The sequence below is a fragment of the Streptomyces sp. NPDC017095 genome, from assembly GCF_044332325.1.
GTDB lineage: Bacteria > Actinomycetota > Actinomycetes > Streptomycetales > Streptomycetaceae > Streptomyces.
Window position 1 is genome coordinate 451095 of sequence record NZ_JBIROU010000001.1, and the last position, 24252, is coordinate 475346.

Annotated in this window: 21 protein-coding genes; 7 read left to right on the forward strand and 14 right to left on the reverse strand. The window is 74.9% G+C overall.

Translation table 11 applies throughout. The features are described from left to right. Positions 1-91 precede the first annotated feature (91 nt). The 3 genes from ACH4OA_RS01810 (at position 92) to ACH4OA_RS01820 (ending at position 2193) form a co-directional block, all read left to right on the forward strand. Positions 92-640, forward strand: coding sequence for a sigma-70 family RNA polymerase sigma factor (locus ACH4OA_RS01810; RefSeq protein ID WP_397967118.1), 549 nt, complete (start codon positions 92-94; stop codon positions 638-640). 155 nt (positions 641-795) lie between these two features. Beyond that, entirely contained in the window at positions 796-1311 is a 516-nt protein-coding gene (locus ACH4OA_RS01815; RefSeq protein WP_397935146.1) for a hypothetical protein, read from the forward strand. Positions 1312-1536: 225 nt separating this feature from the next. Continuing rightward, a complete protein-coding gene (locus ACH4OA_RS01820; RefSeq protein ID WP_397935148.1) occupies positions 1537-2193 on the forward strand; it encodes a zf-HC2 domain-containing protein in 657 nt (218 codons plus the stop codon). 33 nt (positions 2194-2226) lie between these two features. Here ACH4OA_RS01820 and ACH4OA_RS01825 read toward each other — a convergent pair whose 3' ends face one another. The 3 genes from ACH4OA_RS01825 to ACH4OA_RS01835 all read right to left on the reverse strand — a co-directional run bounded on the left by ACH4OA_RS01825 (position 2227) and on the right by ACH4OA_RS01835 (position 6444). Then, positions 2227-3090, reverse strand: coding sequence for an Fpg/Nei family DNA glycosylase (locus tag ACH4OA_RS01825; RefSeq protein ID WP_397935149.1), 864 nt, complete (start codon positions 3088-3090; stop codon positions 2227-2229). Between the two features lie 67 nt (positions 3091-3157). After that, positions 3158-5263 carry a SpoIIE family protein phosphatase gene (locus tag ACH4OA_RS01830; RefSeq protein ID WP_397967121.1) on the reverse strand — a complete coding sequence of 702 codons (2106 nt, stop codon included), beginning with the start codon at positions 5261-5263 and terminating at the stop codon, positions 3158-3160. Positions 5264-5358: 95 nt separating this feature from the next. After that, a complete protein-coding gene (locus ACH4OA_RS01835; RefSeq protein ID WP_397967123.1) occupies positions 5359-6444 on the reverse strand; it encodes a DUF6777 domain-containing protein in 1086 nt (361 codons plus the stop codon). Between the two features lie 127 nt (positions 6445-6571). On the opposite strand from ACH4OA_RS01835, the gene ACH4OA_RS01840 reads away from it, so the two are divergent. Further along, positions 6572-7993, forward strand: coding sequence for a lipase maturation factor family protein (locus ACH4OA_RS01840; RefSeq protein ID WP_397967125.1), 1422 nt, complete (start codon positions 6572-6574; stop codon positions 7991-7993). Here ACH4OA_RS01840 and ACH4OA_RS01845 read toward each other — a convergent pair. From ACH4OA_RS01845 to ACH4OA_RS01860, 4 genes are read right to left on the reverse strand one after another with little or no spacing between them, the layout of a single operon-like run. Further along, positions 7981-8820, reverse strand: coding sequence for an amidohydrolase family protein (locus tag ACH4OA_RS01845; protein ID WP_397935153.1), 840 nt, complete (start codon positions 8818-8820; stop codon positions 7981-7983). The genes ACH4OA_RS01840 and ACH4OA_RS01845 overlap by 13 nt on opposite strands. Further along, complete coding sequence (locus tag ACH4OA_RS01850; protein WP_397935154.1) at positions 8817-9791, reverse strand: aldo/keto reductase; 975 nt, start codon at positions 9789-9791, stop codon at positions 8817-8819. The genes ACH4OA_RS01845 and ACH4OA_RS01850 overlap by 4 nt, the downstream gene beginning before the upstream one ends. Beyond that, positions 9788-10546: an SDR family NAD(P)-dependent oxidoreductase gene (locus ACH4OA_RS01855; protein WP_397935156.1), complete on the reverse strand. Its 759-nt coding sequence runs from the start codon at positions 10544-10546 to the stop codon at positions 9788-9790. The genes ACH4OA_RS01850 and ACH4OA_RS01855 overlap by 4 nt, the downstream gene beginning before the upstream one ends. Further along, the gene (locus ACH4OA_RS01860) at positions 10543-11880 is read right to left on the reverse strand and encodes an L-fuconate dehydratase (RefSeq protein WP_397967127.1); all 1338 of its coding nucleotides are present in this window, start codon (positions 11878-11880) and stop codon (positions 10543-10545) included. Before ACH4OA_RS01860 ends, ACH4OA_RS01855 begins: the two co-directional genes overlap by 4 nt. A gap of 189 nt (positions 11881-12069) precedes the next feature. Here ACH4OA_RS01860 and ACH4OA_RS01865 point away from each other — a divergent pair, with 189 nt between their 5' ends. The 3 genes from ACH4OA_RS01865 (at position 12070) to ACH4OA_RS01875 (ending at position 14685) form a co-directional block, all read left to right on the forward strand. Next, the gene (locus ACH4OA_RS01865; protein ID WP_397967129.1) at positions 12070-12768 is read left to right on the forward strand and encodes a FadR/GntR family transcriptional regulator; all 699 of its coding nucleotides are present in this window, start codon (positions 12070-12072) and stop codon (positions 12766-12768) included. Positions 12769-12899: 131 nt separating this feature from the next. After that, complete coding sequence (locus ACH4OA_RS01870; protein ID WP_397935160.1) at positions 12900-13205, forward strand: hypothetical protein; 306 nt, start codon at positions 12900-12902, stop codon at positions 13203-13205. 127 nt (positions 13206-13332) lie between these two features. Further along, positions 13333-14685 (forward strand): amidase, encoded by a 1353-nt coding sequence (locus ACH4OA_RS01875; RefSeq protein WP_397945573.1) that lies wholly within the window; start codon positions 13333-13335, stop codon positions 14683-14685. 44 nt (positions 14686-14729) lie between these two features. On the opposite strand, the gene ACH4OA_RS01880 is transcribed toward ACH4OA_RS01875, so the two are convergent. The 7 genes from ACH4OA_RS01880 to ACH4OA_RS01910 form a co-directional block, all read right to left on the reverse strand. Then, the gene (locus tag ACH4OA_RS01880) at positions 14730-14900 is read right to left on the reverse strand and encodes a hypothetical protein (RefSeq protein ID WP_365875836.1); all 171 of its coding nucleotides are present in this window, start codon (positions 14898-14900) and stop codon (positions 14730-14732) included. A 416-nt stretch (positions 14901-15316) separates the two neighbouring features. Then, positions 15317-16819 carry an SDR family NAD(P)-dependent oxidoreductase gene (locus ACH4OA_RS01885; RefSeq protein WP_397967131.1) on the reverse strand — a complete coding sequence of 501 codons (1503 nt, stop codon included), beginning with the start codon at positions 16817-16819 and terminating at the stop codon, positions 15317-15319. A 160-nt stretch (positions 16820-16979) separates the two neighbouring features. Beyond that, positions 16980-18311 carry a wax ester/triacylglycerol synthase family O-acyltransferase gene (locus ACH4OA_RS01890; RefSeq protein WP_397967132.1) on the reverse strand — a complete coding sequence of 444 codons (1332 nt, stop codon included), beginning with the start codon at positions 18309-18311 and terminating at the stop codon, positions 16980-16982. Between the two features lie 54 nt (positions 18312-18365). Beyond that, positions 18366-20687 carry a GH92 family glycosyl hydrolase gene (locus tag ACH4OA_RS01895; protein ID WP_397967134.1) on the reverse strand — a complete coding sequence of 774 codons (2322 nt, stop codon included), beginning with the start codon at positions 20685-20687 and terminating at the stop codon, positions 18366-18368. Positions 20688-20816: 129 nt separating this feature from the next. Beyond that, a complete protein-coding gene (glgC, locus tag ACH4OA_RS01900; RefSeq protein ID WP_365875844.1) occupies positions 20817-22037 on the reverse strand; it encodes a glucose-1-phosphate adenylyltransferase in 1221 nt (406 codons plus the stop codon). Between the two features lie 51 nt (positions 22038-22088). Further along, a complete protein-coding gene (gene glgA / locus ACH4OA_RS01905) occupies positions 22089-23240 on the reverse strand; it encodes a glycogen synthase (RefSeq protein ID WP_365875846.1) in 1152 nt (383 codons plus the stop codon). A 41-nt stretch (positions 23241-23281) separates the two neighbouring features. After that, on the reverse strand, positions 23282-24040 hold the full coding sequence (locus tag ACH4OA_RS01910) for a (2Fe-2S)-binding protein (protein WP_397967136.1): 759 nt from the start codon (positions 24038-24040) through the stop codon (positions 23282-23284). Positions 24041-24252: the final 212 nt, after the last annotated feature.

Consider the following 24252-nt stretch of genomic DNA (forward strand, 5'->3'; position numbering starts at 1 on the left):
CGTCCGACCGTTCGCCGACGCGATCGACCGTCCGCCGCACGACCGGTGCCGCCCCCTGTCCGCCGGCCGCCGGCTGCGCTGCCATACGGCCATGACGGCCGCAACCTCACTCACCCGCGGGACGACGACCGCCGAGCACGAGCTGGCCGCGCTCCAGCGCGAGCACGGCGGCCCCCTGTTCGCCCTGCTGCTCAGGCTGTGCGACGGAGACCGCCAGCGCGCCGAGGACCTCGTCCAGGAGACGCTGGTGCGCGCCTGGCGGCACCCGGAGGCGCTGCACGCCGACGGCTTCGACTCGGTACGGCCCTGGCTGCTCACGGTGGCCCGGCGGCTCGCCATCGACGCCCGGCGGGCCCGGCAGGCCCGGCCGCCGGAGACCGGCGCGGAGCTGCCCGAGAACGCCCGGGTGACCGCCGACCACGCCGAGCGGGCCGCGGCGGTGCTCGATGTCCGGGAGGCTGTGAAGACACTCACGCCCGACCACCGTCACGTGCTGGTACTCGTGTACTTCCAGGGGGCCAGTGTGGCCGAGGCGGCCCGGGCCCTGGGGATTCCACCGGGTACGGTGAAGTCCCGCGCGTACTACGCGCTGCGTGCGCTGCGCCGGGTCCTCCCGGGTTATACGGCCGACCTGCGGTGAAACCGTGAGCCTGGTCAAGCCTCGGTAAAGCGCCTTGCTGTGACCCCCGTCCGGGCCATGGGCTGTCCTCATCCGCGTTTCCGGGCGGGGACCCGGGGCCGCGACCCCGGCGGGGTCCGGGTGACGCGTACGCACCGGAGGAAGGGCAGGAAGGGATGGAGCACAGAGGTCACGAGAGCACGGACGGCACGGAGGGTGAGGGCCTGGCCGTTCCCCTGGCCTGGTTCTACGCCGAGTACATCGCCGACGAGCTGCTGCGCACCGGCGATCTCATGCCGCCGACGTCCTTCGAGTTCCGGGCCGGCCGGGACGCGCTGGCGCTGACCGTGTTCCTGTCCGACACCGACGGGGAGCTGTCCGGCATCCGGGTGATCTCCCAACTGGAGAACTGGCTGTCGCTGACCGCCCGCGAGCAGTCGTGGCAGGACTGGGTGCGGACGCGCATGGCCGAACTGACCGGACGGGCGGACGGCCGCGGCGCTCCGGGGCCGGACCTGGCGCTGGCGGCGGACGCCTGGCGGTGGCTGGAGGAGACCGAGCTGCTCGCGCCGGACCTGGACGCGGTGCCGGGCGGCGGCGCGGTGGCCGGGGAGGACGACGGGCCGAAGGTGTGGACGCCGGCCTGGCGGCTGGGACTGCCCCTCGGGCACCTCGCGATCCAGCTCTTCTGACGGCCGCGGACCGGCGGGGATCCGCCCCGGTACGAGGAGATCCGCGTGGTAGGAGGAGATTCACACCGGTCCGCGGGCCGGACCGCGGAGCCTCTCGCGGGTCCGGACCGCGCCGTGCCGCCCGGGTCACGATTCGGTGCGCGCCTTGAGTGATTCGCCGGCCGGCTGCGTACGGGTGGGGGCACGGAGCAACCCCGCCCGCACCCATCGGCACGAGGATTCGGCATGAGGTCCCTGGAACGGCATCGCGACGCCGGCGCGTACGCGCTCGGCGTGCTGGACGAGGCGGACGCCTTCCGCTTCGAGGACCACCTCGTGGAGTGTCCCCGGTGCACGGCGCACCTGACCGGGTTCGGTCCCGCGGCCCGGCAGCTCATGCTGTACCGGCGGGCCACGCCCCGCTTCGTGCACCCCGTGGCGCAGCCCGGCCCCCGGCTGCTGGACCGGCTGCTCGGCGAGCTGGCGCGCCGGCACCGGGCGCGGCGGCGCCGGCTGCTGTACGGCCTGGCCGCGACCGTGGTGCTGGCCGTGGCCGGTCCGGGCCTGGTGGCCTTCGCCGGTCACCCGGACCCGCCGGCGGCCCGGGCCGGCGCGGCGGCCGATCCGCGCACCGGGGTGTGGGCGCGGGTCACCTCCGCGGACCGGGCGTGGGGCAGCGAACTGCGGATCGAGGTCGCGGACGGCACCGGGGCGCACACCTGCCGGCTGGTGGCCGTCGGCCGGGACGGCACCCGGCGGACCGTCGCCGCCTGGACCAGCCGGGGCGACGGCGCCCGGCCCACCACCGCGCTGGGGGCGACGGCGCTGCACCCGGACCAGATCGCGCGCTACGAGGTCCGGACGGCGGACGGGAGACGGCTGGTCACGGTCCCGGTGCCGTAGCGCGCCGCCCTCGCCGGCGGGCGGCGGCCGCCCTCACTTCAGCAGCCGGGACAGCCGGCGGTCGGCCAGCGGCCGCCCGCCCGTCTGGCAGGTCGGGCAGTACTGGAGCGAGGAGTCGCTGAAGGAGACCTCGCGGATGGTGTCGCCGCACACGGGGCACGGCAGGCCGGTGCGGCCGTGGACGCGCAGCCCGCTCTTCTTCTCCGCCTTCAGCCGGCCCGCCGCCACGCCCCGGGCCCGCTCCACGGCCTCGGTGAGCGTGGCGCGCAGCGCCCCGTACAGCCGGTGGGTCTCCTCCGGCGTGAGGGACGCCGCCAGCTTGAACGGGGAAATCTTCGCGGCGTGCAGGATCTCGTCGCTGTAGGCGTTGCCGACGCCCGCGATCAGCGACTGGTCGCGCAGCGCGCCCTTGAGCCGGCGCCGTTCGTCCCGGAGCAGGGCCGCGAAGCGGTCCTCGGTGAAGCCGGCGGCGAGCGGGTCCGGGCCGAGGCGGGCGATGCCGGGCACGTCCCGGGCGTCGCGGACGACGTACACGGCGAGGCGTTTCTGGGTGCCGGCCTCGGTCAGGTCGAAGCCCGCGCCGGTGTCCAGCGCCACGCGCAGCGCCAGCGGGCCCTTGCCGGGCTTGGGCGGGCCGTCCGGCAGCGGGTCCCGCCAGTGCAGCCAGCCCGCGCGCGCCAGGTGGGTGATCAGGTGCGGCCCGCCGTCCGTCACGACGTCCAGGAACTTGCCGTGCCGGCGCAACTCCGTCACCTCGGCGCCCTCGATCGCGGTGAGCGGAGGGTCGTAGGTCTTCAGGACGCTGACGGCGACCGGCAGCACCCGCATCAGCCGCCGTCCGACCAGGTGCTCGGTGAGGAAGTCCGTCAGCGCTTCTACCTCGGGCAGTTCCGGCATACGTCCAGAGTGCCATCCGGCACCGACAGCGCCACGCCGTTCGCCGGAACCTCCTGCCGGGCCGGTGTCAGCCGTCCGGTTGCGGCCCGGTCCGGGGCGGGCGGCCCGGCGGCAGCCGGAACTCGCACCACACCGCCTTGCCGCCGCCGCGCGCCTCCACGCCCCAGCCGTCGGCGAGCCGGTCCACGAGGAGCAGACCGCGGCCCGAGGCACCGCTCTCCCCCGCGTCGCGCCGCCGGGGCAGCGCGCTGGAGCAGTCCTCGACCTCGACGCGCAGCCTGCGCTCGGCGCCCTCCAGGGCCCGCAGCGTGACGATCGCGGAACCCTCGGTGTACAGCAGGGAGTTGGTGGTCAGCTCGTCCGCCACCAGCTCGATCTCGTCGGCCCGCTCCCCGGCGCCCCAGGCACGGACCGCGGCCCGGATCATGTGCCGGGCCCGGGCCAGGGACTCCGGGTCGCCGGGCGTCACCCGCCGGCGCAGCCGGCCGCCGGGCCGGCCGGCCTCCCGGGCGCGGCGGCGCAGCAGGAGCAGCGCCACGTCGTCGTCGCCGCCGCGTTCCTCGGCGGCCCGGATCAGCCGGTCGGCGAGGCCGCGCACGTCGTCGGGGCCCTCGCCGACGAGCGCCGTGAGCGCGCGCAGCCCGTCGTCCAGATCGGTGCCGGGCTGCTCGACCAGCCCGTCGGTGCACAGCAGCAGGGTCTGCCCGGGATCGAGTTCCAGGGTGGTGACGGGATACTCCAGCCGGCCGAACTCGGCGGACAGGCCGAGCGGCAGCCCGCCCTCGACGGGGACCCGGGCGCAGCCGCCGTCGCCGCAGCGGAGCAGCGGGTCGATGTGCCCGGCGCGGACCACCTGGACGACCCCGGTGGACAGGTCGGCCTCGGCGTACAGGCAGGTCGCGAACCGGTCGGTGTCCAGTTCGTGCAGGAAGACGGAGGCGCGGGCCATCACGGTGGCCGGGGGGTGGCCCTCGGCGGCGTAGGCGCGCAGCACGATCCGGAGCTGGCCCATGACGGCCGCCGCGTGCGTGTCGTGGCCCTGGACGTCCCCGATGACCGCGCCGGTCCGTCCTCCGGGCAGCGGGATCAGGTCGTACCAGTCGCCGCCGATGTCCCGGCCCAGGGCGGCCGAGCGGTAGCGCACCGCCACGTCGGCGCCCCGGACGCCGGGGATGGTGCGCGGCAGCATGGCCTGCTGGAGGTTCTGGGCGAGGTCCTTCTCCTGCTCGTAGAGCATGGCCCGCATCAGGCTCTGCGCGATGCTGCCGCCGAGCGCGACCAGGACGGCGCGTTCCTCGGCGGAGAAGCCGCGCCGGTCGTCGTAGAGCAGGCCCATCGCGCCGATCGGGCGGGCCTCGGCGATCAGCGGCAGGTAGGCCGCCGAGGTGATGCGCAGGCCGGCGAGGTGGGGCCAGAGGACCGGATAGCCGGCGGCGAACTCCTCGGGGGACTCGATGAACCGGGGCGCTAGGGTGCGGACGACCTCGCTCATCGGGTACGGCTCGTCGGTCCGGGTGACACGGGTGCCGGGCACGAAGCTGCCCGCGGGGCCCTCGGCGACCAGCCGGATGCGGCCCGCCTCCACCAGGCCCATCACCAGGCTGGCCGCGCCCAGGTGACGGATGCCATGGGTGTCCTTGAGCACGTCGATGACGTCCTGGACGGTGCGGGCGTGCGCGAGGGCGGCGGAGATGGCCTGGACGACGCCGGTCTGCTGCCGGAACGCCTCGTCCTTGGCCGCGCGCAGGCTGCGTGCCGCGCTGTCGGCGAGTTCCTCGGTGGCGTCGCGGACGATGCCGACGACCCGGCGCGGCCGGCCGGCGTCGTCGCGCCGTATGCAGCCCTGGGTGTGCGTCCAGCGCGGGGTGCCGTCGCGGCAGCGGATGCGGAAGTACGCGCCGTAGTTCTCGCTGCCGTCCTCGACCGCGCGGGCGACCGCCGCGTCGAGCCGGGCGGCCTCCGGCGGCGGCACCCGGACGGCCAGGGACTCGGCGCGGCCGTCGAACTCCCCGGGCAGCAGGTCGAACACCTGGAGGGCCTGGGCGTCCAGGTGGAGCAGATTGGAGTCCAGGTCCCAGTCGAAGCTGCCCATGCGGTTGAGCGCGAGGACCGGGTCCGGGTGCGCGGGCCAGTCCTCCGGGAGGGACAGGGCGCTCGCTCCCCGATCGGCCATGGGCCCACCTTGCCAGCATCCGGACGATTCCTCGACTCGCCGGCCGGCCCCGGCGCACATCCGTCCGACGGCCCACACCCCGCGGGGCCCACCGCTCAACTGCCCGGGGCTGCGGTGCCGGCGCCTGGGCGGCCGGTGCCGCCGTTCAGGGGCCCGGTGCCGCCAAGGGGAACGGCCCCGTCAGGGGCTGCGGTGCCGCCGTCCAGGGGTCCGGTGTCGTCCCCGGGTCCGGTGTCTTCGTTCCGGAGGCCGAGGTCGCGGCCGGGTGCCTGGGCGGTGCCGGGCGGGGACGGTGCCGTGGGGGCGGGCGGGGGCGGGTCGGCGGTGGCGTGGCTTCCGGTGGTGGTGGGGTGTCCGGTGACCGTGGTGTCCGCGCTCGCCCGGGCGGTCTCGGACGGGCTGGCGGTGGCCGGCGGCGCTGGTACGACGCGGTCCCGGCGGACGTCGGGGCCGACCCGGCGCTCGGTCCAGGTGCGGGTCACGGCGTCGACGAGCGTGAGGCTGGCGACGGCCCGGGGCGCCGGGCTCACCACGACCACCTTGTTGGGCCGGTACCCGGCCCACGCGGTGCCGTGGGCGGCGGCGCCGCCGTGGGTCGGCTCGGGCGGGCCGAGCGGGTTGCCGCAGGCGCAGCGCACCCGGGGCACGCCCCGGTCGTCGACGAGGACGGCGGTGCCGGCCTGGAGGACGGCCTGGTAGTCGTCGGCCCGGTGGTCCCGGTAGGAGTGGTTGGTGACGCGGGTGTCGGCGGCGAGGACGACGGGCGTCAGGCCGCGCAGATAGGCGGGGAGCGCCTCCCTGCCGACGCCGGCCACCCGGGCGAAGGCGCCGGCCCGGGACGCGTCCGCCGTCAGGTGGCGCACCTGCCGCTCGGTGTCGCAGCCGGCGACGTGCGGGGCGCCGGCGTACAGGCCGGGGGTCGCCCCGGACAGGGTGCGGGCCGCGCGCAGGGGCGCCGCCAGCTCGCCGGCGGTGGCTCCGGCGCGGACCCGGGGCACGACCGTGCCGGCGGCGGTGGCCGCGGAGGCGGTGAAGGGGGCGGGCCCCCGGTCCGTGGCGGCCTGGAGGAAGACCACCTCGCCCACCCGGGCCTGCCTGACGCCGGTCCCCGCGCAGCCCGCGGCGCACAGCGCGGCCGAGACCGCGCAGACCGTGACCATCGTTCGGGTGGGTATCCGCACCGTACACTCCCCATCACTATGGGTGATTACGCCCTATTGTTGGCATCGCACAGGTTTGGCTGGCAACTCGGGGAACGCCGTGCCGGGAGCGGTGACGGCGAAGCCGCAGGGAAGGGCGCGCACAGCCATGGACTGGTTCACCGCACCCGGCTACGAGCTGAGCCGGCTGGTCTTCCAGCGGGCGCTGGCCGCCGTGTACCTGGTCGCGTTCCTGACGGCGGCCCTCCAGTTCCGGGCCCTGCTGGGCGAGCACGGGATGCTGCCGGTCCCCCGCTTCACGGCCCGGGTGCGGTTCCGGCGCGCCCCGAGCCTGTTCCAGCTGTACTACTCCGACCGCTTCTTCGCGGGCTGTGCCTGGACGGGCTGCGCGCTGTCCGCGGCGCTGCTGGCCGGGGTCGACTCGGCGCTGCCGCTGTGGGCCGGGATCGTGCTGTGGCTGGTGCCGTGGGCGCTGTACCTGTCGATCGTGAACGTGGGCCAGACGTGGTACTCGTTCGGCTGGGAGTCGCTGCTGCTGGAGACGGGGTTCCTGGCCGCGTTCCTCGGCAACGACGAGGCGGCGCCGCCGGTGGTGGTGCTGTTCCTGCTGCGCTGGATCCTGTTCCGGGTGGAGTTCGGCGCCGGGCTGATCAAGCTGCGCGGCGACGCCTGCTGGCGGACGCTGACCTGTCTGGACTACCACCACGAGACCCAGCCGATGCCGGGCCCGCTGAGCTGGTTCTTCCACCATCTGCCGAAGCCGCTGCACCGGGCGGAGGTGGCCGCCAACCACCTCACCCAGCTCGTGGTGCCCTTCCTGCTGTTCGCCCCGCAGCCGGTCGCCTCGGCCGCCGCCGCCCTGATGATCGTCACCCAGCTCTGGCTGGTGCTCTCCGGCAACTTCGCCTGGCTGAACTGGATCACCATCGTGCTGGCGGTGTCCGCGCTGCGGCTGCCGGCGACGGTGCCGCCCGGGCCGCGGGCACCGCTGTGGTACGAGGTGCTGGTGCTCGCGGTCGCCGCGCTGCTGGTCTTCCTGAGCTACCGCCCGGTGCTGAACATGGTCTCCCGCCGCCAGGTGATGAACCGCTCCTTCGACCCGCTGCACCTGGTGAACACCTACGGCGCGTTCGGCAGCGTCAGCCGGGTGCGCTACGAGGTGGTCGTCGAGGGCACCTTGGACGGCACCCCGCGCGAGGACTCCGACTGGCGGGAGTACGCGTTCAAGGGCAAGCCCGGCGATCCCCGGCGCTGGCCGCGCCAGTTCGCCCCCTACCACCTGCGGCTGGACTGGCTGATGTGGTTCGCGGCGCTGTCGCCCGCCTACGCCGGCGAGTGGTTCGGCGCCCTGGTGGAACGCCTGCTGGAGAACGACCGGGACACGCTGCGGCTGCTGCGCCGCTCGCCGTTCCCGCCGGACACCCCGCCGCGCTACGTCCGGGCCCGGCTGTTCCGCTACCGGTACACGAGCCGGCGGGAGCTGCGGGAGACGGGGGCGTGCTGGGACCGGACGTTCGTGCGGGAGTATCTGCCGCCGACGCGGCTGGCGGGTGCGGCTCAGAGGCCGTAGACGCGGGTCGCGGTGGACTCGAACAGCGCGGTGCGTTCCGCGGGGCCGAGTCCGGCGCACAGTTCCTGGGCGAGGTGCCGTACCTCCGCGTAGGAGGCGGCCGGTGTGCACACCGGCCAGTCGGAGCCGAACATCAGCCGGCCGGGACCGAAGGCGTCCAGGGCGGTGTCGGCGTACGGGCGCAGGTCGTCGGTCGTCCAGGTGGCGCGGGCGGCCTCGGTGACCAGGCCGGACAGCTTGGCGACCGTGTTGGGCAGGGCGGCCAGCGAGCGCAGGCGGGCCGCCCAGGGCTCGCGCGCGCCCGAGGCGACCGGTGGTTTGCCCAGGTGGTCCAGGACGAAGGTGAGCCGGGGCAGCAGGGCGGCGGCCCGCGCGCACGCCGGGAGCTGGTGGGGCAGGACGACGAGGTCGTAGACCAGGCCGGCGTCGGCCACGGCGGCGAGTCCGCGCAGCACGTCGGGGCGCAGCAGCCACTCGGGGTCGGGTTCGGCCTGGACCTGGTGCCGGACGCCCTTGAGGAGATGTCCGCCGGGAAGGGCGCGCAGCCGGGCCAGGGCGTCGGCGACGCCGGGGTGGGTGAGGTCCGTCCAGCCGACGACCGCGGCGACCAGGCCGTGTCCGGCGGCCAGGGCGAGCAGTTCGGGTGTCTCCTCGGGGACGGCGACCGTCTGGACGAGGACGGTGCGCTCCACTCCGGCGGCGCGGGCCTGGGGTTCCAGCTCGGCGAGGGTGAAGTCCCGCCGCAGCGCGGCGAGATGCGGGCCGCGGATCCAGTCCTGGTCGCGGACGGCCAGGTCCCAGACGTGGTGGTGGGCGTCCACGGTCACGGCAACTCCCGTCCGGGCGGGGGCAGCAGGCCGGTGGCGCGCAGTTCCTGCCAGAAGGCGGCCGGGACGGGGGACGCGAACTGCTCGGCGCAGTCGTGGACTTCGGCCGCCGAGCGGACGCCGGCCAGGACGCTCGCCACGGCCGGGTGCGCGGCGCAGAAGGCGAGGGCGGCGGCGCGCAGCGTGGTGCCGTGCCGCTCGGCCGCCGCCGCCAGCAGCAGCGCGCGCTCCAGCAGCTCGGCCGGCGCGGGCCGGTAGTCGTACGTCGCCTCGGGCCGCGGAGCGGCGAGCAGTCCGGAGTTGAAGGGGCCGCCGACGACCACCGACACGCCCCGCCGCAACGCCTCGGGCAGCAGTTCCCCGGCCGCGTCCTGGTCGAGCAGGGTGTACCGGCCGGCGCAGAGCACCACGTCGACATCGGTGTCGCGGAGGAACCGGGCCAGCATCCCGGTCTGGTTCATGCCGGCGCCGATCGCGCCGACCACGCCCTCCGCGCGCAGCCGCTCCAGGGCCGGATAGCCCTCGCCGAAGGCCTGTTCGGCGTGGTCGTCGGGATCGTGGAGGAAGACGGCGTCGACCCGGTCCAGGCCGAGGCGGCCGAGGCTTTCCTCCAGGGTGCGGCGGACGCCGTCGGCGCTGAAGTCCCAGACGCGGTGGTGGGTGGCGGGGACGGCGAAGCCGTGGGCGAGGTCGTCGCCGGTGCCGTCGGCCGGGTCCAGGCGGCGGCCCACCTTGGTGGAGACCGTGTACGCGGCGCGGGGGTACTCCCGCAGGGCCGCGCCGAGGCGCCGTTCGGACAGGCCGAGGCCGTAGTGGGGCGCGGTGTCGAAGTAGCGGATGCCGCGCTCCCAGGCGGCCCGGACCGCCGCGTGCGCCTGTTCCTCGCTCACCGGCGTGTACAGGTTGCCGAGGGCGGCGGCGCCGAAGCCCAGCGGGCTGACCCGGACGCCGGTGCGGCCCAGCGACTTCACCGCCCGGCCCCGGGCCGGAGCCTGAGGCCCTGCATGCCGCCGTCGACGGCGAGCGCGGTGCCGGTGGTGGCGCCGGCGTGCGGGCCGGCCAGGTAGACGATGGCGTGGGCGACTTCCTCGGCGGTGACGAGCCGTCCGGTGGGCTGGCGGGCTTCCAGGGCGGCGCGTTCGGCGGCCGGGTCGGCGGCCGCGTCCAGCAGCCGGCCGATCCACGGGGTGTCCGCCGTACCGGGGTTGACGCAGTTGACGCGGATGCCCTCGTGGACGTGGTCGGCGGCCATGGCGAGGGTCAGGGCGTGCACGGCGCCCTTCGTCGCGCTGTACAGGGCGCGCCGGGGCAGGCCCGCGGTGGCCGCGACGGAGCAGGTGTTGACGATGGCCGCGTGGGCGGAGCGGCGCAGCCGGGGCAGGCAGGCGCGGGCGGTGCGGACCATGCCGAGGACGTTGACGTCCAGGACGTGCCGCCACTCGGCGTCGTCGTTGTCCTCGACGGTGCCCTGGGCGCCGATGCCCGCGTTGTTCACCAGGATGTCCAGCCCGCCCAGGGCGTCGGCGGCCCGCTGTACGGCCGACCGCACGGAGGCGTCGTCGGTGACGTCGGCGCGCAGGGCGAGCAGCGGCTCCGGCACCGGGGACGGGTCCAGGTCGAGGACGGCGACCCGGGCGCCGCGCTCGGCGAGGAGGCCGGCGGTGGCCCGGCCGATGCCGGACGCGCCGCCGGTGACCAGGGCCCTGAGGCCCGTGAACTCGCTCATGTGGCCTGTCCTTTCCGGGATTCGTCGGCGCTCCAGCAGGCGCCGCCGGGGAAGGTGTGGTACGCGACGGACTCCGGGCGCAGGGCGGCGGAGAAGCCGGGCGCGGTGGGTGCCGCGTAGTGGCCCGCGCGGATCACGACCGGGTCGAGGAAGTGCTCGTGGAGGTGGTCGACGTACTCGATGACCCGGTCCTCGGTGCTGCCGGAAACGGCCACGTAGTCGAACATCGCCAGGTGCTGGACGAGTTCGCACAGGCCGACGCCGCCGGCGTGCGGGCAGACGGGGACGCCGAACTTGGCGGCGAGCAGCAGGACGGCCAGGTTCTCGTTGACGCCGGCGACGCGGGCCGCGTCGAGCTGGAGGATGTCGAGGGCGCCGGCCTGGAGCAGTTGCTTGAAGACGACCCTGTTCTGCGTGTGCTCCCCGGTCGCGACCTTCACGGGTGCGACCGCCCGGCGGATCGCGGCGTGGCCGAGGATGTCGTCGGGGCTGGTCGGCTCCTCGATCCAGTACGGGTCGCACTCGGCGAGCGCCGTGGTCCAGCGGATGGCCTCGGCCACGTCCCAGCGCTGGTTGGCGTCGAGCGCCAGGCGCACGTCCGGTCCGACGGCCGCGCGGGCCACCCGGCAGCGGCGGAGGTCGTCCGCGAGGTCCGCGCCGACCTTCAGCTTGATCTGCCGGAAGCCGTCGGCGACGGCCCGTTCGGCGAGCCGGGCCAGTTTGCCGTCGTCGTAGCCGAGCCAGCCGGCGGAGGTGGTGTAGGCGGGGTAGCCGCGCTCCAGCAGCCGGGCCGTGCGCGCGGCGGCGCCGTCCCTGCCCCGGCGCAGCAGCGTCAGCGCCTCGTCCGGGGTCAGCGCGTCCGACAGGTAGCGGAAGTCGGTCTGGGCGACCAGCCACTCCGGTTCGGACTCGGCGAGCAGCCGCCACAGGGGCTTGCCGGCGCGCCGGGCGGCGAGGTCCCAGACGGCGTTGACGACCGCGCCGATCGCCATGTGCATCACGCCCTTCTCGGGCCCGAGCCAGCGCAGTTGGCTGTCGCCGACGAGGTCCCGGTACAGCGCCCCCGGGTCGGCGCACAGCTCGGCGACGGAGCGTCCGACCACATGGTGGCGCAGTGCGTGCACGGCGGCGACCTGGACCTCGTTGCCGCGCCCGATGGTGAAGGTGAAGCCGTGCCCCTCGGGTCCGTCCCCGGCGTCGGTGCGCAGCACGACGTAGGCGGCCGAGTAGTCGGGGTCCGGGTTCATCGCGTCGGAGCCGTCCAGGTCCCGCGAGGTCGGGAAGCGGACGTCGTAGGTGTCGACCGCGGTGATGCGCACGGGCGTCGGGGACACGGGGGGCCTTTCGTCCGGGCGGTCAGGAGGCCCGGACCGCGCGGAACGCGGCACGGGACGCCGCATACTTATCAGACCACTGAGCCGTTACGACACCCTCGTGCGGCGATTTTCCCGGCCGTCCCGTCCATAGTGGTCGGACCACTCGGCTGACTAGACTGCGACGCACCCGGTGACTGGAGGAATGGCGTGGACGACGCGGTCCCGCGCAGGGGCACGGTGACCCAGCGAGCCGTCGAGGAGATCAAGGCGATGATCTCCGGTGGCCGGCTGGAGCCGGGCGGGCGGCTGCCCACCGAACGGGAGCTGGCCGTACGGCTGGGCATCTCCCGCGGCTCGACGCGGGAGGCGATCCGCACGCTGACGGCGATGGGCGTCCTGGAGGCGCGGCACGGCTCGGGGATCTACGTCACCGCGCTCCGGGCCGGCGACCTGCTGGAGACCTTCGGGGTGGTCGCGGACCTGTCCCGGGGGCCCCGGCTGGCCGAACTGCTGGAGGTGCGCCGGATCCTGGAGTCCACGGCGGCCGCGCTGGCCGCCGCGCGCATCACCGAGGACCAGCTCGCCGTCGCGGCGGAGCACCTGGCGGCGATGGACGCCACGGACGACCCCGAGGAGGCGCTCACCCACGATCTCGCCTTCCACCGCACGGTCGCGTCCGCCGCCGGCAACGAGACCCTGGCCGCGCTCCTGGACGGCCTGTCCACGCGCACGTTCCGCGCCCGCGTCCGGCGCGGCTACGAGGAGGGCGGCGCCCTCGCCCGCACCCGCCGTGAACACACCGCCATCCACCGAGCCCTGGCCGCCCGCGACCCGGAGGCGGCCCGCGCGGCGGCCGCGGCCCATGTGAGCGGTGTGGAGGAGTGGTTGCGGATGCAGGGCGGCTAGCGGCCGCCGGGCCGCGCGAGCGTCTGCTCGCCGCCCCGCCGTCGCCGACGCAGCCGGCGCTCCTGACGCTCCGCGAAGTGTGAAGCAGATGTGCTCGAACACGTCGGGAAGGGTGGGGATAATCTTGGTCCGTGGTCTGTGATGCCGTGGACAAGCTGCTCATCGAGGTGTGCGGGACGTTGACCGGTGCCGGTTTCGACGTGGCATCGGCCGGGGAGGAGGACAGTTCGGGACTGCGGGTGCGGCGGGAGACGGACTCGGTGACGGTGGGATGGGTGCCCGACAGCGCCCTGGACCCCGCGAGCCGGGAGGACGCCGGGTTCGAGGGCATTCGCGCCGCTTTACGGTCGGCGCTGCTGGCGGTCCTCGCGCAGGCCGGTCATGCCGTCCAGGTGGACCACGACAGCGGTGAGGTCCGGGTCAGCCCGGTCCCGTGACCCCGGACGCGCGGGCGGGTACTCGACGTACCGGCCGCGGCCGGGCACAGTTCTCCTCACGCGCTCGTCGGTACCGGCCGGCAGCCGGTGGGCGGGCGCGGCGCCGACGACCAGCCGAGGAGTTCCGTTGAGCAGTTGGGCCGGCCGCAGTGCCGCCGAGATCGCCGCCGCCGTCCGCGGCCGGCGGGTGACGCCCCGGGAGGTGGTGGCCGCGCACCTCGCGCGGATCGAGCGGCTCGACGGCCGCATCGGCGCGTTCCGCACGGTCCGGGCCGAGGCCGCGCTCGCCGAGGCCGACGCGGTGGCCGCCCGTGCGGATCTGGCCGGACTGCCGCTCGCGGGCGTGCCGGTGGCGGTCAAGGACAATCTGCCGGTACGCGGCGAGTCGTGCCGCAACGGCTCGGCCGCCACCCCGGACGCGCCGGCCGCCGAGGACCATGTGACGGTGGCCCGGCTGCGCGCGGCCGGCGCGGTGGTCGTCGGTCTGACGAACGTGCCCGAACTGTGCGTCTTCGCCACCACGGAGGGCCCGTACGGCATCGCCCGCAATCCGTGGGACCCGTCCCGCACGGCGGGCGGTTCCTCCGGCGGCGGCGCGGCGGCGGTGGCCGCGGGGCTGGTGCCGCTGGCGCTCGGCAACGACGGCATGGGCTCGCTGCGCATCCCGGCGGCCAACTGCGGGCTGGTCACGCTGAAGCCGGGGCACGGGGTGGTGCCGGCCGGGATCGGCGGCGGCGACTGGTTCGGCATGTCGGAGAACGGCCCGCTGGCCACGACGGTGGAGGACCTGCGGCTGATGCTGGGCGTGCTCGCCGGCGCGGAGTTCGCGGAGCGTACCGAGCGCGGTCCGTGGCGGATCGCCGTCGGGCTGCGCAGCCCGCTGGCCGGGGTGGGCGTGAGCCGGCCGTATACGACCGCGGTCCGGCAGGCGGCCGGGACGCTGGCCCGGTCCGGGCACCGGGTGCGACGGGCCGAGCCGCCGTATCCGCTCTCGCTCGGGGTGACCGCGCTGCGGCACTGGACGGCCGGGACGGCGGTGGACGCGGCGGCCTACGACCGGACCCGGCTGTCCCGCCGGACCCGGGTGCACGCGGCGGTGGGCCGCCGGTTCGAGCCGGCCGTGCGCACCGGCGCCGCCCGCGACCGGCTGCGGGCCCGGCTGACGCCGTTCCTCACCGAGTACGACGTGCTGCTCACCCCGGCCCTGGCCCGGCGCTCCCCGCAGGCCGGGCCGTGGCACGAGCGCGGCTGGCTGCGCAACGTCCTCGCCAACTCGGCCTACGCGCCGTTCACTCCGCCGTGGAACCTGACCGGCTGGCCGGCGATGTCAGTGCCGGTGGGCACCCTGCCCTCCGGGGCGCCCTGCGCCGTACAGCTCGTGGGCCGGCCCGGCACGGAGTCCGTTCTGCTGGGCGTGGCCGCGCAGTTGGAGGAGCTGAGCCCCTGGCGGCGAACGGCGCCCGTGGCGGCGGAGCGGTAGCGGGAGCCGTGCCGCGGGGGCGGGCGGCGATCGTGCCGGGCGGGTCAGTCCACGCTCGGCAGGATGTGGGGCTCGGCGAGGTCTTCCTCGTACCCGGCGAGGCGGATCGGGGCGGAACGCGCCCACACGTCGAGGCTGCCGAGTTCTCCGGGCCGGCGGACTCGGTCCGCGCGTTCCTCGGGGCGCTGTTCGCGATTGGTCTTCTCCGGTGTCACCGCGCACTCCTTATGTGTCGGGTCACCCTCGGGGCATACCGGACAGTCCGCGCATCGGCGCCGGACGCCCGCTCGGGTCAGGATGGAAAGCCGGTACGGACGCGGTGGCGCCGGTGACTCTGCCGGAGCAGACCGTGGTGCGCCGGCGAGCCCCAGGACGGACGGTGGGTGTGGGTGGAACCCCGTACTGGTGTCCGTCCCCTCCAGACTAACCAAATGAGCGGCCGTCCGCTCGATAGGGATGGCAAACAAGCAGTAACCACTGCGCTTCAGGCAGCCCCTCAACACCCCGCAATGTGGGGCTTTTTGCAACAAGCCGGTCACGCGTCCGTTACCGGGAACCACCCGTTCGGCCTACAGGAGCGAACACTTCTTCGAGCTTGGCGTGCGGCGGTCGGCCAAGACCGCCCCGCCGCCTACCACTTGCCGGGCGCGTAGTCCTTCAGGAAGACGCCGTACAGGTCCTCGCCCGCCTCGCCGCGCACGACCGGGTCGTAGACGCGGGCGGCGCCGTCGACGAGGTCCAGCGGGGCGTGGAAACCGGCCTCGGCGAGGCGGAGCTTGTCGTAGTGAGGGCGCTCGTCGGTGATCCAGCCGGTGTCGACCGAGGTCATCAGGATGCCGTCGGCCTCGAACATCTCCTGGGCGCTGGTCCGCGTCACCATGTTCATCGCGGCCTTCGCGGCGTTGGTGTTCGGGTGGCCGGCGCCCTTGTAGCCACGGCTGAAGACGCCTTCCATGGCCGAGACGTTCACGACGTACGCCCGGCCGCTGCGCGCCTGCCGCGCGGCCTCCGCCATGGCCGGGCGGAGCTTGCTGATCAGGATGAACGGCGAGGTGTAGTTGCACAGCTGGGTCTCCAGCAGCTCCACCGGCGAGATCTGCTCGATGGTCTGCACCCAGGTGTTGCTGTCCACGACGTCCGGGAGCAGGCCGCCCGCGTCGATGGCGGTGCCGTCGAGGTGCCGGGCGACGCTGGCGTTGCCCGCGACCAGGGCGAGGTCGGCGACCTGCTGCGCGTCCAGGCCGCTGGTGCCGGCGGGCAGCGCGGAGCGCCCGCCCAGCTCGCCGACGGCACCGGAGTTGAACGCGCCGATGACCTGGTGGGCGGGCAGCTCCCCGGCGGGCAGCGGCGCGCTCTCGCCCTCGACCAGGGCGGCGTAGGCGGAGGGCAGGCGGCGCACGGTCTGCGTGGCGTTGTTGATCAGGATGTCCAGCGGGCCCGCGGCGGCGACCTGGTCGGCCAGCGCGACGGTCTGGCCCGGGTCGCGCAGGTCGAGGCCGACGACCTCCAGCCGGTGCAGCCAGTCCGCCGAGTCGTCCATCGCCTTGAAGCGGCGGATGGCGTCCTTCGGGAACCGGGTCGTGATCGTGGTGTGCGCGCCGTCACGCAGCAGCCGCAGCGCGATGTACATGCCGATCTTGGCCCGGCCGCCGGTGAGCAGGGCGCGCTTGCCGGTGAGGTCCGCGCGGGCCTCCCGCTTGGCGCGGTTCTCGGCGGCGCACTTCTGGCACAGCTGGTGGTAGAAGTAGTCGACCTCGATGTAGCGCTGCTTGCAGACGTAGCAGGAGCGCGGGCGCTGGAGTATCCCCGCGATCCGGCCGGAGTCGACCTTGGAGGAGGGCAGGATGCCCTCGGTCTCGTCGTCGATGCGCTCGGCGGAGCCGGTCGCGGTGGTCTCCGTCACGTTCCGGTCGTGGGCGGTCTTGGCGGCCCGGCGTTCCTGGCGGCGGCGCTGCTTGACCATGCGGTAGATGTGCGCGGTGGCCCGGCGCACCCGGACCGCGTCGGGGTGGTCGATCTCCAGCTCGTCCAGTTCCTCCAGCACGCTGAGGCAGACGGCCAGCCGCTCGGGGTCGATACCGGGCCCGTAGACCATCTCGTCCATGGACGCCGAGCCGTCCTGTGTCACCGTCATCGCGCTGCCGCTTCCCTGTCACCCGCGCAGCGCTCCGACTCGCGCCCGCTTTCGAACAGCGGATTTTACGGAGCGCCGGGCCACGGGACCAAACCGCTGCGGTCCGGACCCCGGCCCGCGCCCGCGCCGGGGACGTCCGGATCCGTCCCGAAGCGGCCCGTCAGTGCGCGCAGAGGGCGCGCAGCGCGGCCAGCTCCGCCGTCACCGCGCGGGCGAGCCGGTCCAGGTCCGGCACGGCCCGCGCGTCGGCGACCAGCCCGTAGTGCACGCGTCCCCGGTAGGTGGAGATCGCGACCGCCAGGGCCTGGCCGGGGGCGAGCGGGGCCAGCGGATAGACCTCGGTCAGCTCGTGGCCGCCGAGCCGGAGCCCGAAGCCGGGCAGCGGCACGCTGGTGACCAGGATGTCGAACCAGAGCCGGGCCGCCTGCCCGACCAGCGGCCCGCCGAGCCGGTGGCCGAGGGCCGGGACGTGCTCGGCGAGCAGTGCCACCGCGCCGGCGCCCCGGTCGGGCCCGGCGTCCTTGTTGCGGATCATCGCGGTGCGCACGGCGCGCAGCCGGCCGAGCGGGTCGCCGTCGTGCACCGGGAGCCGTATCAGATAGCCGGAGAGCCGGTTGCCCTGCGGCTGGGCGGTGCCCGGGCGGCGCCGGGAGACCGGGATCAGGGCGCGCGGCGCCGCGCCGGCGCTGCCGTCGCCGCGCTCGTCCAGCCAGCGGCGCAGCGCCCCCGCGACGACGGCGATGAGGACGTCGTTCACCGTGCCGCCGGCGCTCTTGCGCACCCGGTGCACATCGTCGATGTCGAGCACGGCCCCGGCGGTGCGGCGGGTGCCGCTGGGCGCGCAGACCAGCGCGGCGCACGGGCGCATGCCGAGGGTGGAGCGGGCCAGCGAGGCGCCGATGTCCAGGGCCCGGCCCGCGTCGGACAGCGCGTCCCGGACCAGTGCGGGCACCAGCGCGGGCAGCGGGTGCCGGCCGGGCAGCGGGCCGCGCGGCGGCTCGACGGCGCGCGGCGCGCGTCCGGGCGGGCCGACGGGGTCCAGGACGCCGGCGGCCAGTTTCAGCGCGCGCAGCCCGTCGGCGAGGGCGTGGTGGAACTTGAAGAGCACCGCGAAGGAGACTCCGTCCGCGCCGGGCAGCACATGCGCCTCCCAGGGCGGCCGGCCTCGTTCCAGCGGGCTCCGCATGAGCGGTCCGGCGGCCGCGTGGAAGTCGGCGGCCGGGGCGTGTAGCCGGACGTGGTGCAGCGGGTCGAAGTCCGGGTCGGGCTCGCGGGCGGCACCGCCGAAGGCGCGCGGCTGCCAGCGGTCGCGGATGCGCAGCCGCAGGCCGGGTACGGCGGCGGCGCGGGCGGCGAGCAGGTCGGCGGCGTGCGCCCCGGCGGTGGGCGAACGCGCGGCGAAGATCCCGAGCGCGGCGAGGTGCATCGGGTGCCGGGCGGACTCCATATTCCAGAAGGCCAGGTCGAGCGGGGCGAGCGGGTCGGAAGTCAAGGGCGTGCCTCACGCGTCGGCGACGGGCGGATCAGCGGTCACTGCGTCCCGGGGTCACTTCAAGGCGGGCGGCGCCGCCTCGGGTGACGTTCCCCACGAGGACGGGCGGGGGCCGACCGTGAAGGCGAGGGAGCGCAGGGAGCGCAGCGCGCCGGTGGTCAGATAGGTCCGCTCGTGCGGTGTCCCGTCCGTGCGCACGGCCTGTACGTAGCGGTGGGCGGCCGAGGTGCCGGGCGCGGTCACCGTCAGCCGGCCGCTCGGCCAGTAGCGGCGGTCCAGGGCCAGCTCGACCCGGTCGAACACCGGCGTGGTCAGGCCCCAGGTGCCGTAGCCCGGCTGGACGGGGAAGAGCCCGATGGACGACAGCACGTGCCAGGCGGACATGGTGCCGAGGTCGTCGTTGCCGGTCATGCCCGCGGGGCTGTCGGTGAACAGGGTGAGCGCGGCGTGCACCACGTCGGTGGTCTTCCAGGGCCGGCCGGTGGAGAGGTAGGTGTAGGGCGCGATGAGGTCCGGTTCGTTCATCGGGTTGTAGACGGCGGCGTTGTAGTAGGCGTACGGGTCGCCGTGCACCCACACCCGGCGGGCGGTGCCCTCCGGGTCGGCGAGCAGCCGGTCGTAGGCGAAGAAGGCGTCGAGGCGGGCGTCGGCCGCGCTCCTGCCGCCGAGCAGGCCGACCAGGCCCGGCACGTCCTGCGGGACGAGCCACTGGTACTGCCAGGCCGTGCCCTCGTGGAAGCCGGTGCCGCGGGCCGGATCGGCCGGGCCGGTGAAGGCGCCGGCGGCGTCCCGGGCGCGGAAGAAGCCGGTGCCGGGGTCGAAGACGTTGCGGTAGTTGCGGGCCCGGGCGGCGTAGCGGGCCGCGTCCGCGTGGTGCCCGAGACCGCGCGCCACCTGCGCCAGCATCGCGTCGGCGAGCGCGTACTCCAGGGTGACGGAGGCGCCGTAGTGGTAGTCGGAGTCGCCGGCCTTGGCGTACGGCCGGTCCTTGACGTAGGGCGCGAAACCGTGCGCGAGGTACTCGGCGTTGGCCTCCCGGCCGACGCCCGGGTAGTCGGCCGGCGGCACGCCGTCGGCGTTCCGGCGCAGCGCCCGGTAGGCCCGCTCCTCGAAACCGCGCAGCAGTCCGGAGTGGTAGGCGGTGGCCAGGAAGGGGGTGACCGGGTCGCCGGTCATGATGTTCGTCTCCACCGGGCCGTAGCCCCACTTGGGCAGCCAGCCGCCGTCCTCGGCGACGGCGACCACCGACCGCGCCATGTCCCGCGCCTCGCGCGGCGCGAGCAGGGCGAGGAGCTGGGTCTGGGTGCGGTAGGTGTCCCACAGGGACCAGTTCTGGTAGTAGGTGAAGCCCCGGGCGCGGTGGGTGCGGCGGTCCCAGCCGGTGTAGCGGCCGTCGGCGTCGCCGCCGACGTTGGGCGCGAGGTACGACCGGTACAGCGAGGAGTAGAAGGTCCGGTGCGTCCCGGCCGCGCCGCCCCGCACCCGGACCGTGCCGAGCCGGCGCTCCCACTGCTCGCGGGCCCGGCCGCGTACGGCGTCGAAGGACCGGCCGCCCTCGGCGCGCAGGTTGCCCGCGGCGCCGCGCGCGTCCACGTACGACAGGGCGGTGGTCGCCTCGACCGTGCGGTCGCCGGTGGTGTCGAAGCGGACGTAGGCGCCGCCGGGTCCGCTGCGGGAGCCGGGGCTGACGACGGCGCCGTCCCAGGTGCCGTAGGCGGTGAAGGGCCGGCTGAAGCGGGTGATCGTGTAGACCGTGTAGGGGCCGGTGTCCCGGCAGAAGCCGTGCCCGGTGATCTCGGTGCGCACGGTGTGGTCGTCCAGGATCTCCACCGTGCTGCTCACCGGCTTGTGCAGCGCCTGCGCCGCGTTGAGCAGCACGTTGGCCTTCTTGGTGGCCGGGAAGGTGTAGCGCTGGACGCCGGTGCGGGCGGTCGCGGTCAGTTCGGCGCGGATGCCGGTGGCGAGGCCGACCCGGTAGTAGCCGGGGCTCGCCTCCTCGTCGTCGTGGGAGAAGTCCGCCGCGTACCGGCCGTAGTCCGTCCGGGTCACGTCACCGGTGGTGGGCAGCACGGGCAGGTCGCCGCCGATGCGGCAGCCGACGCCCGAGAGGTGGACCAGCGAGAAGCCGCGGATCCGGTGCTGCGTGTAGTCGTAGCCGGTGCTGTGCCCGGTGTCCGGGGAGAGCTGCACCATGCCGAAGGGCACGGCGGCACCGGGGAAGGTGTTGCCCTCGTTCTGGCTCCCGATGAACGGGTCGACCAGGTCGGTGAGGCGGCCGTCGGGCCGCTCGGCGGCACCGGAGGCGGGGGTGGCGAGCAGCGCGGACGCCGCCATCACCCCGGCCAGGCACAGCCGTGTGCGCCGGGTCCCTCTCATGTCGGAAGACCTCCGCGGGTTGGACATCGTTGCCTGCATCCTGGAGGGCACAGGGCCCAAACCCGGGCATCCCGGAGGTTTCACATGAACGCGTCGCGCGCACCGGAGGGTGACGGGTGGTCAGCCGGGCTACGGCACCCGCTGTCCCTTGCCCAGTGCGATGACGCCGCCCTGGGAGACCGTGTACAGCTCGGCGTCGCGCTCGGGGTTGACGCCGATCGTCGCACCGGGCGGCACCTCCACGTTCTTGTCCAGCACCGCGCCGCGCACCACCGCACCCCGGCCGATGTGCACGTTGTCGTGCAGCACCGAGCCCTGGACGACCGCGCCGGGATCGACGCGGACGCCCGGGGAGAGCACCGACCGGGTGACCTGGCCGCGGATCAGGCAGCCCGCGCTGACGATGGACTCGCTCGCGATGCCGCCCGCGTTGAACCGGGCAGGGGACAGCTGGTAGGAGTGCGTGTAGATGGGCCACTGCCGGTTGTACAGGTTGAACGCGGGGCGCTCGGCGATCAGGTCCATGTGCGCCTCGTAGTAGGCGTCCAGGGTGCCCACGTCCCGCCAGTAGCCCTGGTCGCGGCTGGTCTCGCCGGGCACGTGGTTGTCGCCGAAGTCGTACAGCTGGGCCTCGCCGCGCGCGGTCAGCTGGGGCAGGATCGAGCCGCCCATGTCGTGCACGGACTGGCTGTCCTCGGCGTCCCGCTGGAGCGCCTCGATCAGGACCTTGGTGGTGAAGACGTAGTTGCCCATGGAGGCGAACACGCAGTCCGGGGCGTCGGGCAGGCCCGGCGGGTCGGCGGGCTTCTCCAGGAAGCGGTCGACGGTACGGCCGTCCGGGCCCGTGGTGATCACCCCGAACGACGGCGACTGCGCGCGCGGCACCCGGATGCCGGCCACCGTCACGCCCGCGCCGCCCTCGATGTGCTGCGCGAGCATCTGCCGGGGGTCCATGCGGTAGACGTGGTCGGCGCCGAACACGGCGACGTACTCGGGCTGTTCGTCGTGGACCAGGTTCAGGGACTGCAGGATCGCGTCGGCGCTGCCCAGGTACCAGCGCGGGCCGAGGCGCTGCTGGGCGGGGACCGGCGTGACGTAGTTGCCGAGCAGGCTGGACATCCGCCAGGTGGTGGTGATGTGCCGGTCCAGCGAGTGCGACTTGTACTGGGTCAGCACGCAGATCCGCAGCACGTCGGCGTTGACCAGGTTGGACAGGACGAAGTCGACGAGGCGGTACGTGCCGCCGAAGGTGACGGCCGGCTTGGCGCGGTCCGCGGTGAGCGGCATCAGCCGCTTGCCCTCGCCGCCCGCCAGCACGATCCCGAGTACGGAAGGCCCTCCGCGACGCATGACCGCTCCCCTCACCGTGGTTGAAACCGAGGATGCCCCGCGGAGAGCGGGCTAAGCCTGCTTGAGGATCCGCTCGTACAGTCCCGCCGTGCGGCGGGCCACCGCGTCCCAGCCGAACTCGCCCACCGCGCGCGCCCGTCCGGCCTCGCCCATCCGCCGGGCCGCGTCCGGGTCGCCGAGGACGGTGTCCAGCGCCCGGGCGAGCCCGGCCTCGAAACCGTCGTCCACGTCGACCAGCAGACCGGTACGGCCGTCCGCCACCACCTCCGGGATACCGCCCACCCGGGACGCCACCACGGGCGTGCCGCAGGCCATCGCCTCCAGGTTGACGATGCCCAGCGGCTCGTACACCGACGGGCAGACGAACACCGCCGCGTGGGTGAGGAGTTGGATCACCTCCGGGCGCGGCAGCATCCGCGGGATCCAGAACACGCCCGCCCGCGCCCGGCGCAGCTCCTCGAACAGCTCCTCGAACTCGCGCTCGATCTCGGGGGTGTCGGGCGCGCCGGCGCACAGCACCACCTGGGCGCCGGGATCGATGTCCCGTACCGCCCGCAGCAGTTGCGGCACGCCCTTCTGCCGGGTGATGCGGCCGACGAACAGCACGTAGGGCCGGTCCGGGTCGATGCCGTGCCGGGTGAGGGCGTCGGTGCCGTGGTCGGGCCGGTACAGCCCGGTGTCGATGCCGTTGTGGACGACGTGCACGCGGTCCGGGTCCAGGGCCGGATAGCAGGCCAGGATGTCCGCGCGCATGGCGCCCGAGACGGCGATCACCGCGTCGGCGGCCTCGATCGCGGTGCGCTCGGCCCAGCCCGACAGCGCGTATCCGCCGCCGAGCTGCTCGGCCTTCCAGGGCCGCAGCGGTTCCAGCGAGTGGGCGGTGAGCACGTGCGGCACGCCGTACAGCAGCTTGGCGACGTGGCCGGCGAGGGCCGCGTACCAGGTGTGGGAGTGGACGAGGTCGCGGCCTTCGAGGGCGGCGGCCATGGCGAGGTCCACGGAGAAGGTGCGCAGCGCGTCGTTGGCGCCGTCCAGCACGGGCCAGGGACGGTGGCGTACGACGCCGTCCCCGCGGCCCTCGCCCCAGCAGTGCACCTCCAGGTCCACCAGCGAGGCCAGCTCGCGGGCCAGGAACTCGACATGGACACCCGCGCCGCCGTACACATCCGGCGGGTACTCCCGGGTCAGCAGTCCCACTCGCACCCGACAACTCCCTGGTCTCGGTGGCACGTTCCCTTTCATGGTCACCCAGATGCGGCTTCCGGGGAAGAGCGCGGGGCGCAGCCGGGCGGCCGGACCAGGCAGCAGTCGCCGCAGAGCCCGCCGCCGGGCACCCGGTAGTACAGGCAGCAACTGCGGCGCCGGAAGGCCGTACCGGTGCGCGTGCCGGTGCCGGCCAGCAGCGGATGGGCGAACAGTTCACCGGTCAGGGCCCGGGTGCGGGCCGCCGCGTCGGTACGGCCGTGGGCGCGGGCCCAGCGGCCCAGTTCCCGGGCGGTCGCGGCCAGCGCGGAGCCCGCGTTGCCCCACAGCAGGCCGGCCGCGACACCGTGACGGGCCCGCAACACCTCGGCCAGGGGCTCCAGATGGCCGTGCAGCACGGTCGCGGTGAGCGTGGCCGCGTCCCCGGGGAGCGGGCGCACCTCGGTGAGGAGGAGGTCGTCGGGGGCGGTGGCGCGGACGTCCCAGCGCAGCAGGCGCGGGTCCAGGTCGGGCAGCCGGCCGTACAGGACCGCGCAGCCCAGCGCCGCCGACCACAGGCGGGCGGCCAGCCCCTGGTGCGCGAGGGAGGCGGCGACCCGTGGCTCGGCGGTGCGCAGCCGCTCGCCGACGGTGGTCACCCGCGCGGTCACCGGATCGCTGCGGCCGTCCGCCGCCGCGCCCGCGTAACCGTCCGCGAGCGTCGGCAGCCCGCGCGCGGCACAGTCGCCGGAGACGAGGGTGCGCAGGACGAAGAAGCCGCCGAGCGGGCGCAGCGCGGACAGGCCGGGATCGAGTCGCACGACAGCCAGTCGTACCAGGCGCGCGCCGGCGGCCGTCCGGCGGGTGTCCGTACGCCGTCGCCCGCCCAAGGGATGATCACCCCGCCGGTGTACTCCATCGGCAGTAGGACGCAATGCGTGCTCAGGGACGACGACGCGGGGGATACGGGCGGGCAGAGTGGTGACCATGGAAGCCGACCGCACGCCGCGCCGCGCCCAGGACGCCCGCCGCA

Excerpts from the sequence above, each read along its gene's own strand:
- ACH4OA_RS01810 (WP_397967118.1), top strand. The coding sequence starts at position 92 with ATGACGGCCGCAACCTCACTCACCCGCGGGACGACGACCGCCGAGCAC.
- ACH4OA_RS01815 (WP_397935146.1), top strand. The coding sequence starts at position 796 with ATGGAGCACAGAGGTCACGAGAGCACGGACGGCACGGAGGGTGAGGGC.
- ACH4OA_RS01820 (WP_397935148.1), top strand. The coding sequence starts at position 1,537 with ATGAGGTCCCTGGAACGGCATCGCGACGCCGGCGCGTACGCGCTCGGC.
- ACH4OA_RS01825 (WP_397935149.1), bottom strand. The coding sequence starts at position 3,090 with ATGCCGGAACTGCCCGAGGTAGAAGCGCTGACGGACTTCCTCACCGAG.
- ACH4OA_RS01830 (WP_397967121.1), bottom strand. The coding sequence starts at position 5,263 with ATGGCCGATCGGGGAGCGAGCGCCCTGTCCCTCCCGGAGGACTGGCCC.
- ACH4OA_RS01840 (WP_397967125.1), top strand. The coding sequence starts at position 6,572 with ATGGACTGGTTCACCGCACCCGGCTACGAGCTGAGCCGGCTGGTCTTC.
- ACH4OA_RS01855 (WP_397935156.1), bottom strand. The coding sequence starts at position 10,546 with ATGAGCGAGTTCACGGGCCTCAGGGCCCTGGTCACCGGCGGCGCGTCC.
- ACH4OA_RS01885 (WP_397967131.1), bottom strand. The coding sequence starts at position 16,819 with ATGACGGTGACACAGGACGGCTCGGCGTCCATGGACGAGATGGTCTAC.
- ACH4OA_RS01895 (WP_397967134.1), bottom strand. The coding sequence starts at position 20,687 with ATGAGAGGGACCCGGCGCACACGGCTGTGCCTGGCCGGGGTGATGGCG.
- glgC (WP_365875844.1), bottom strand. The coding sequence starts at position 22,037 with ATGCGTCGCGGAGGGCCTTCCGTACTCGGGATCGTGCTGGCGGGCGGC.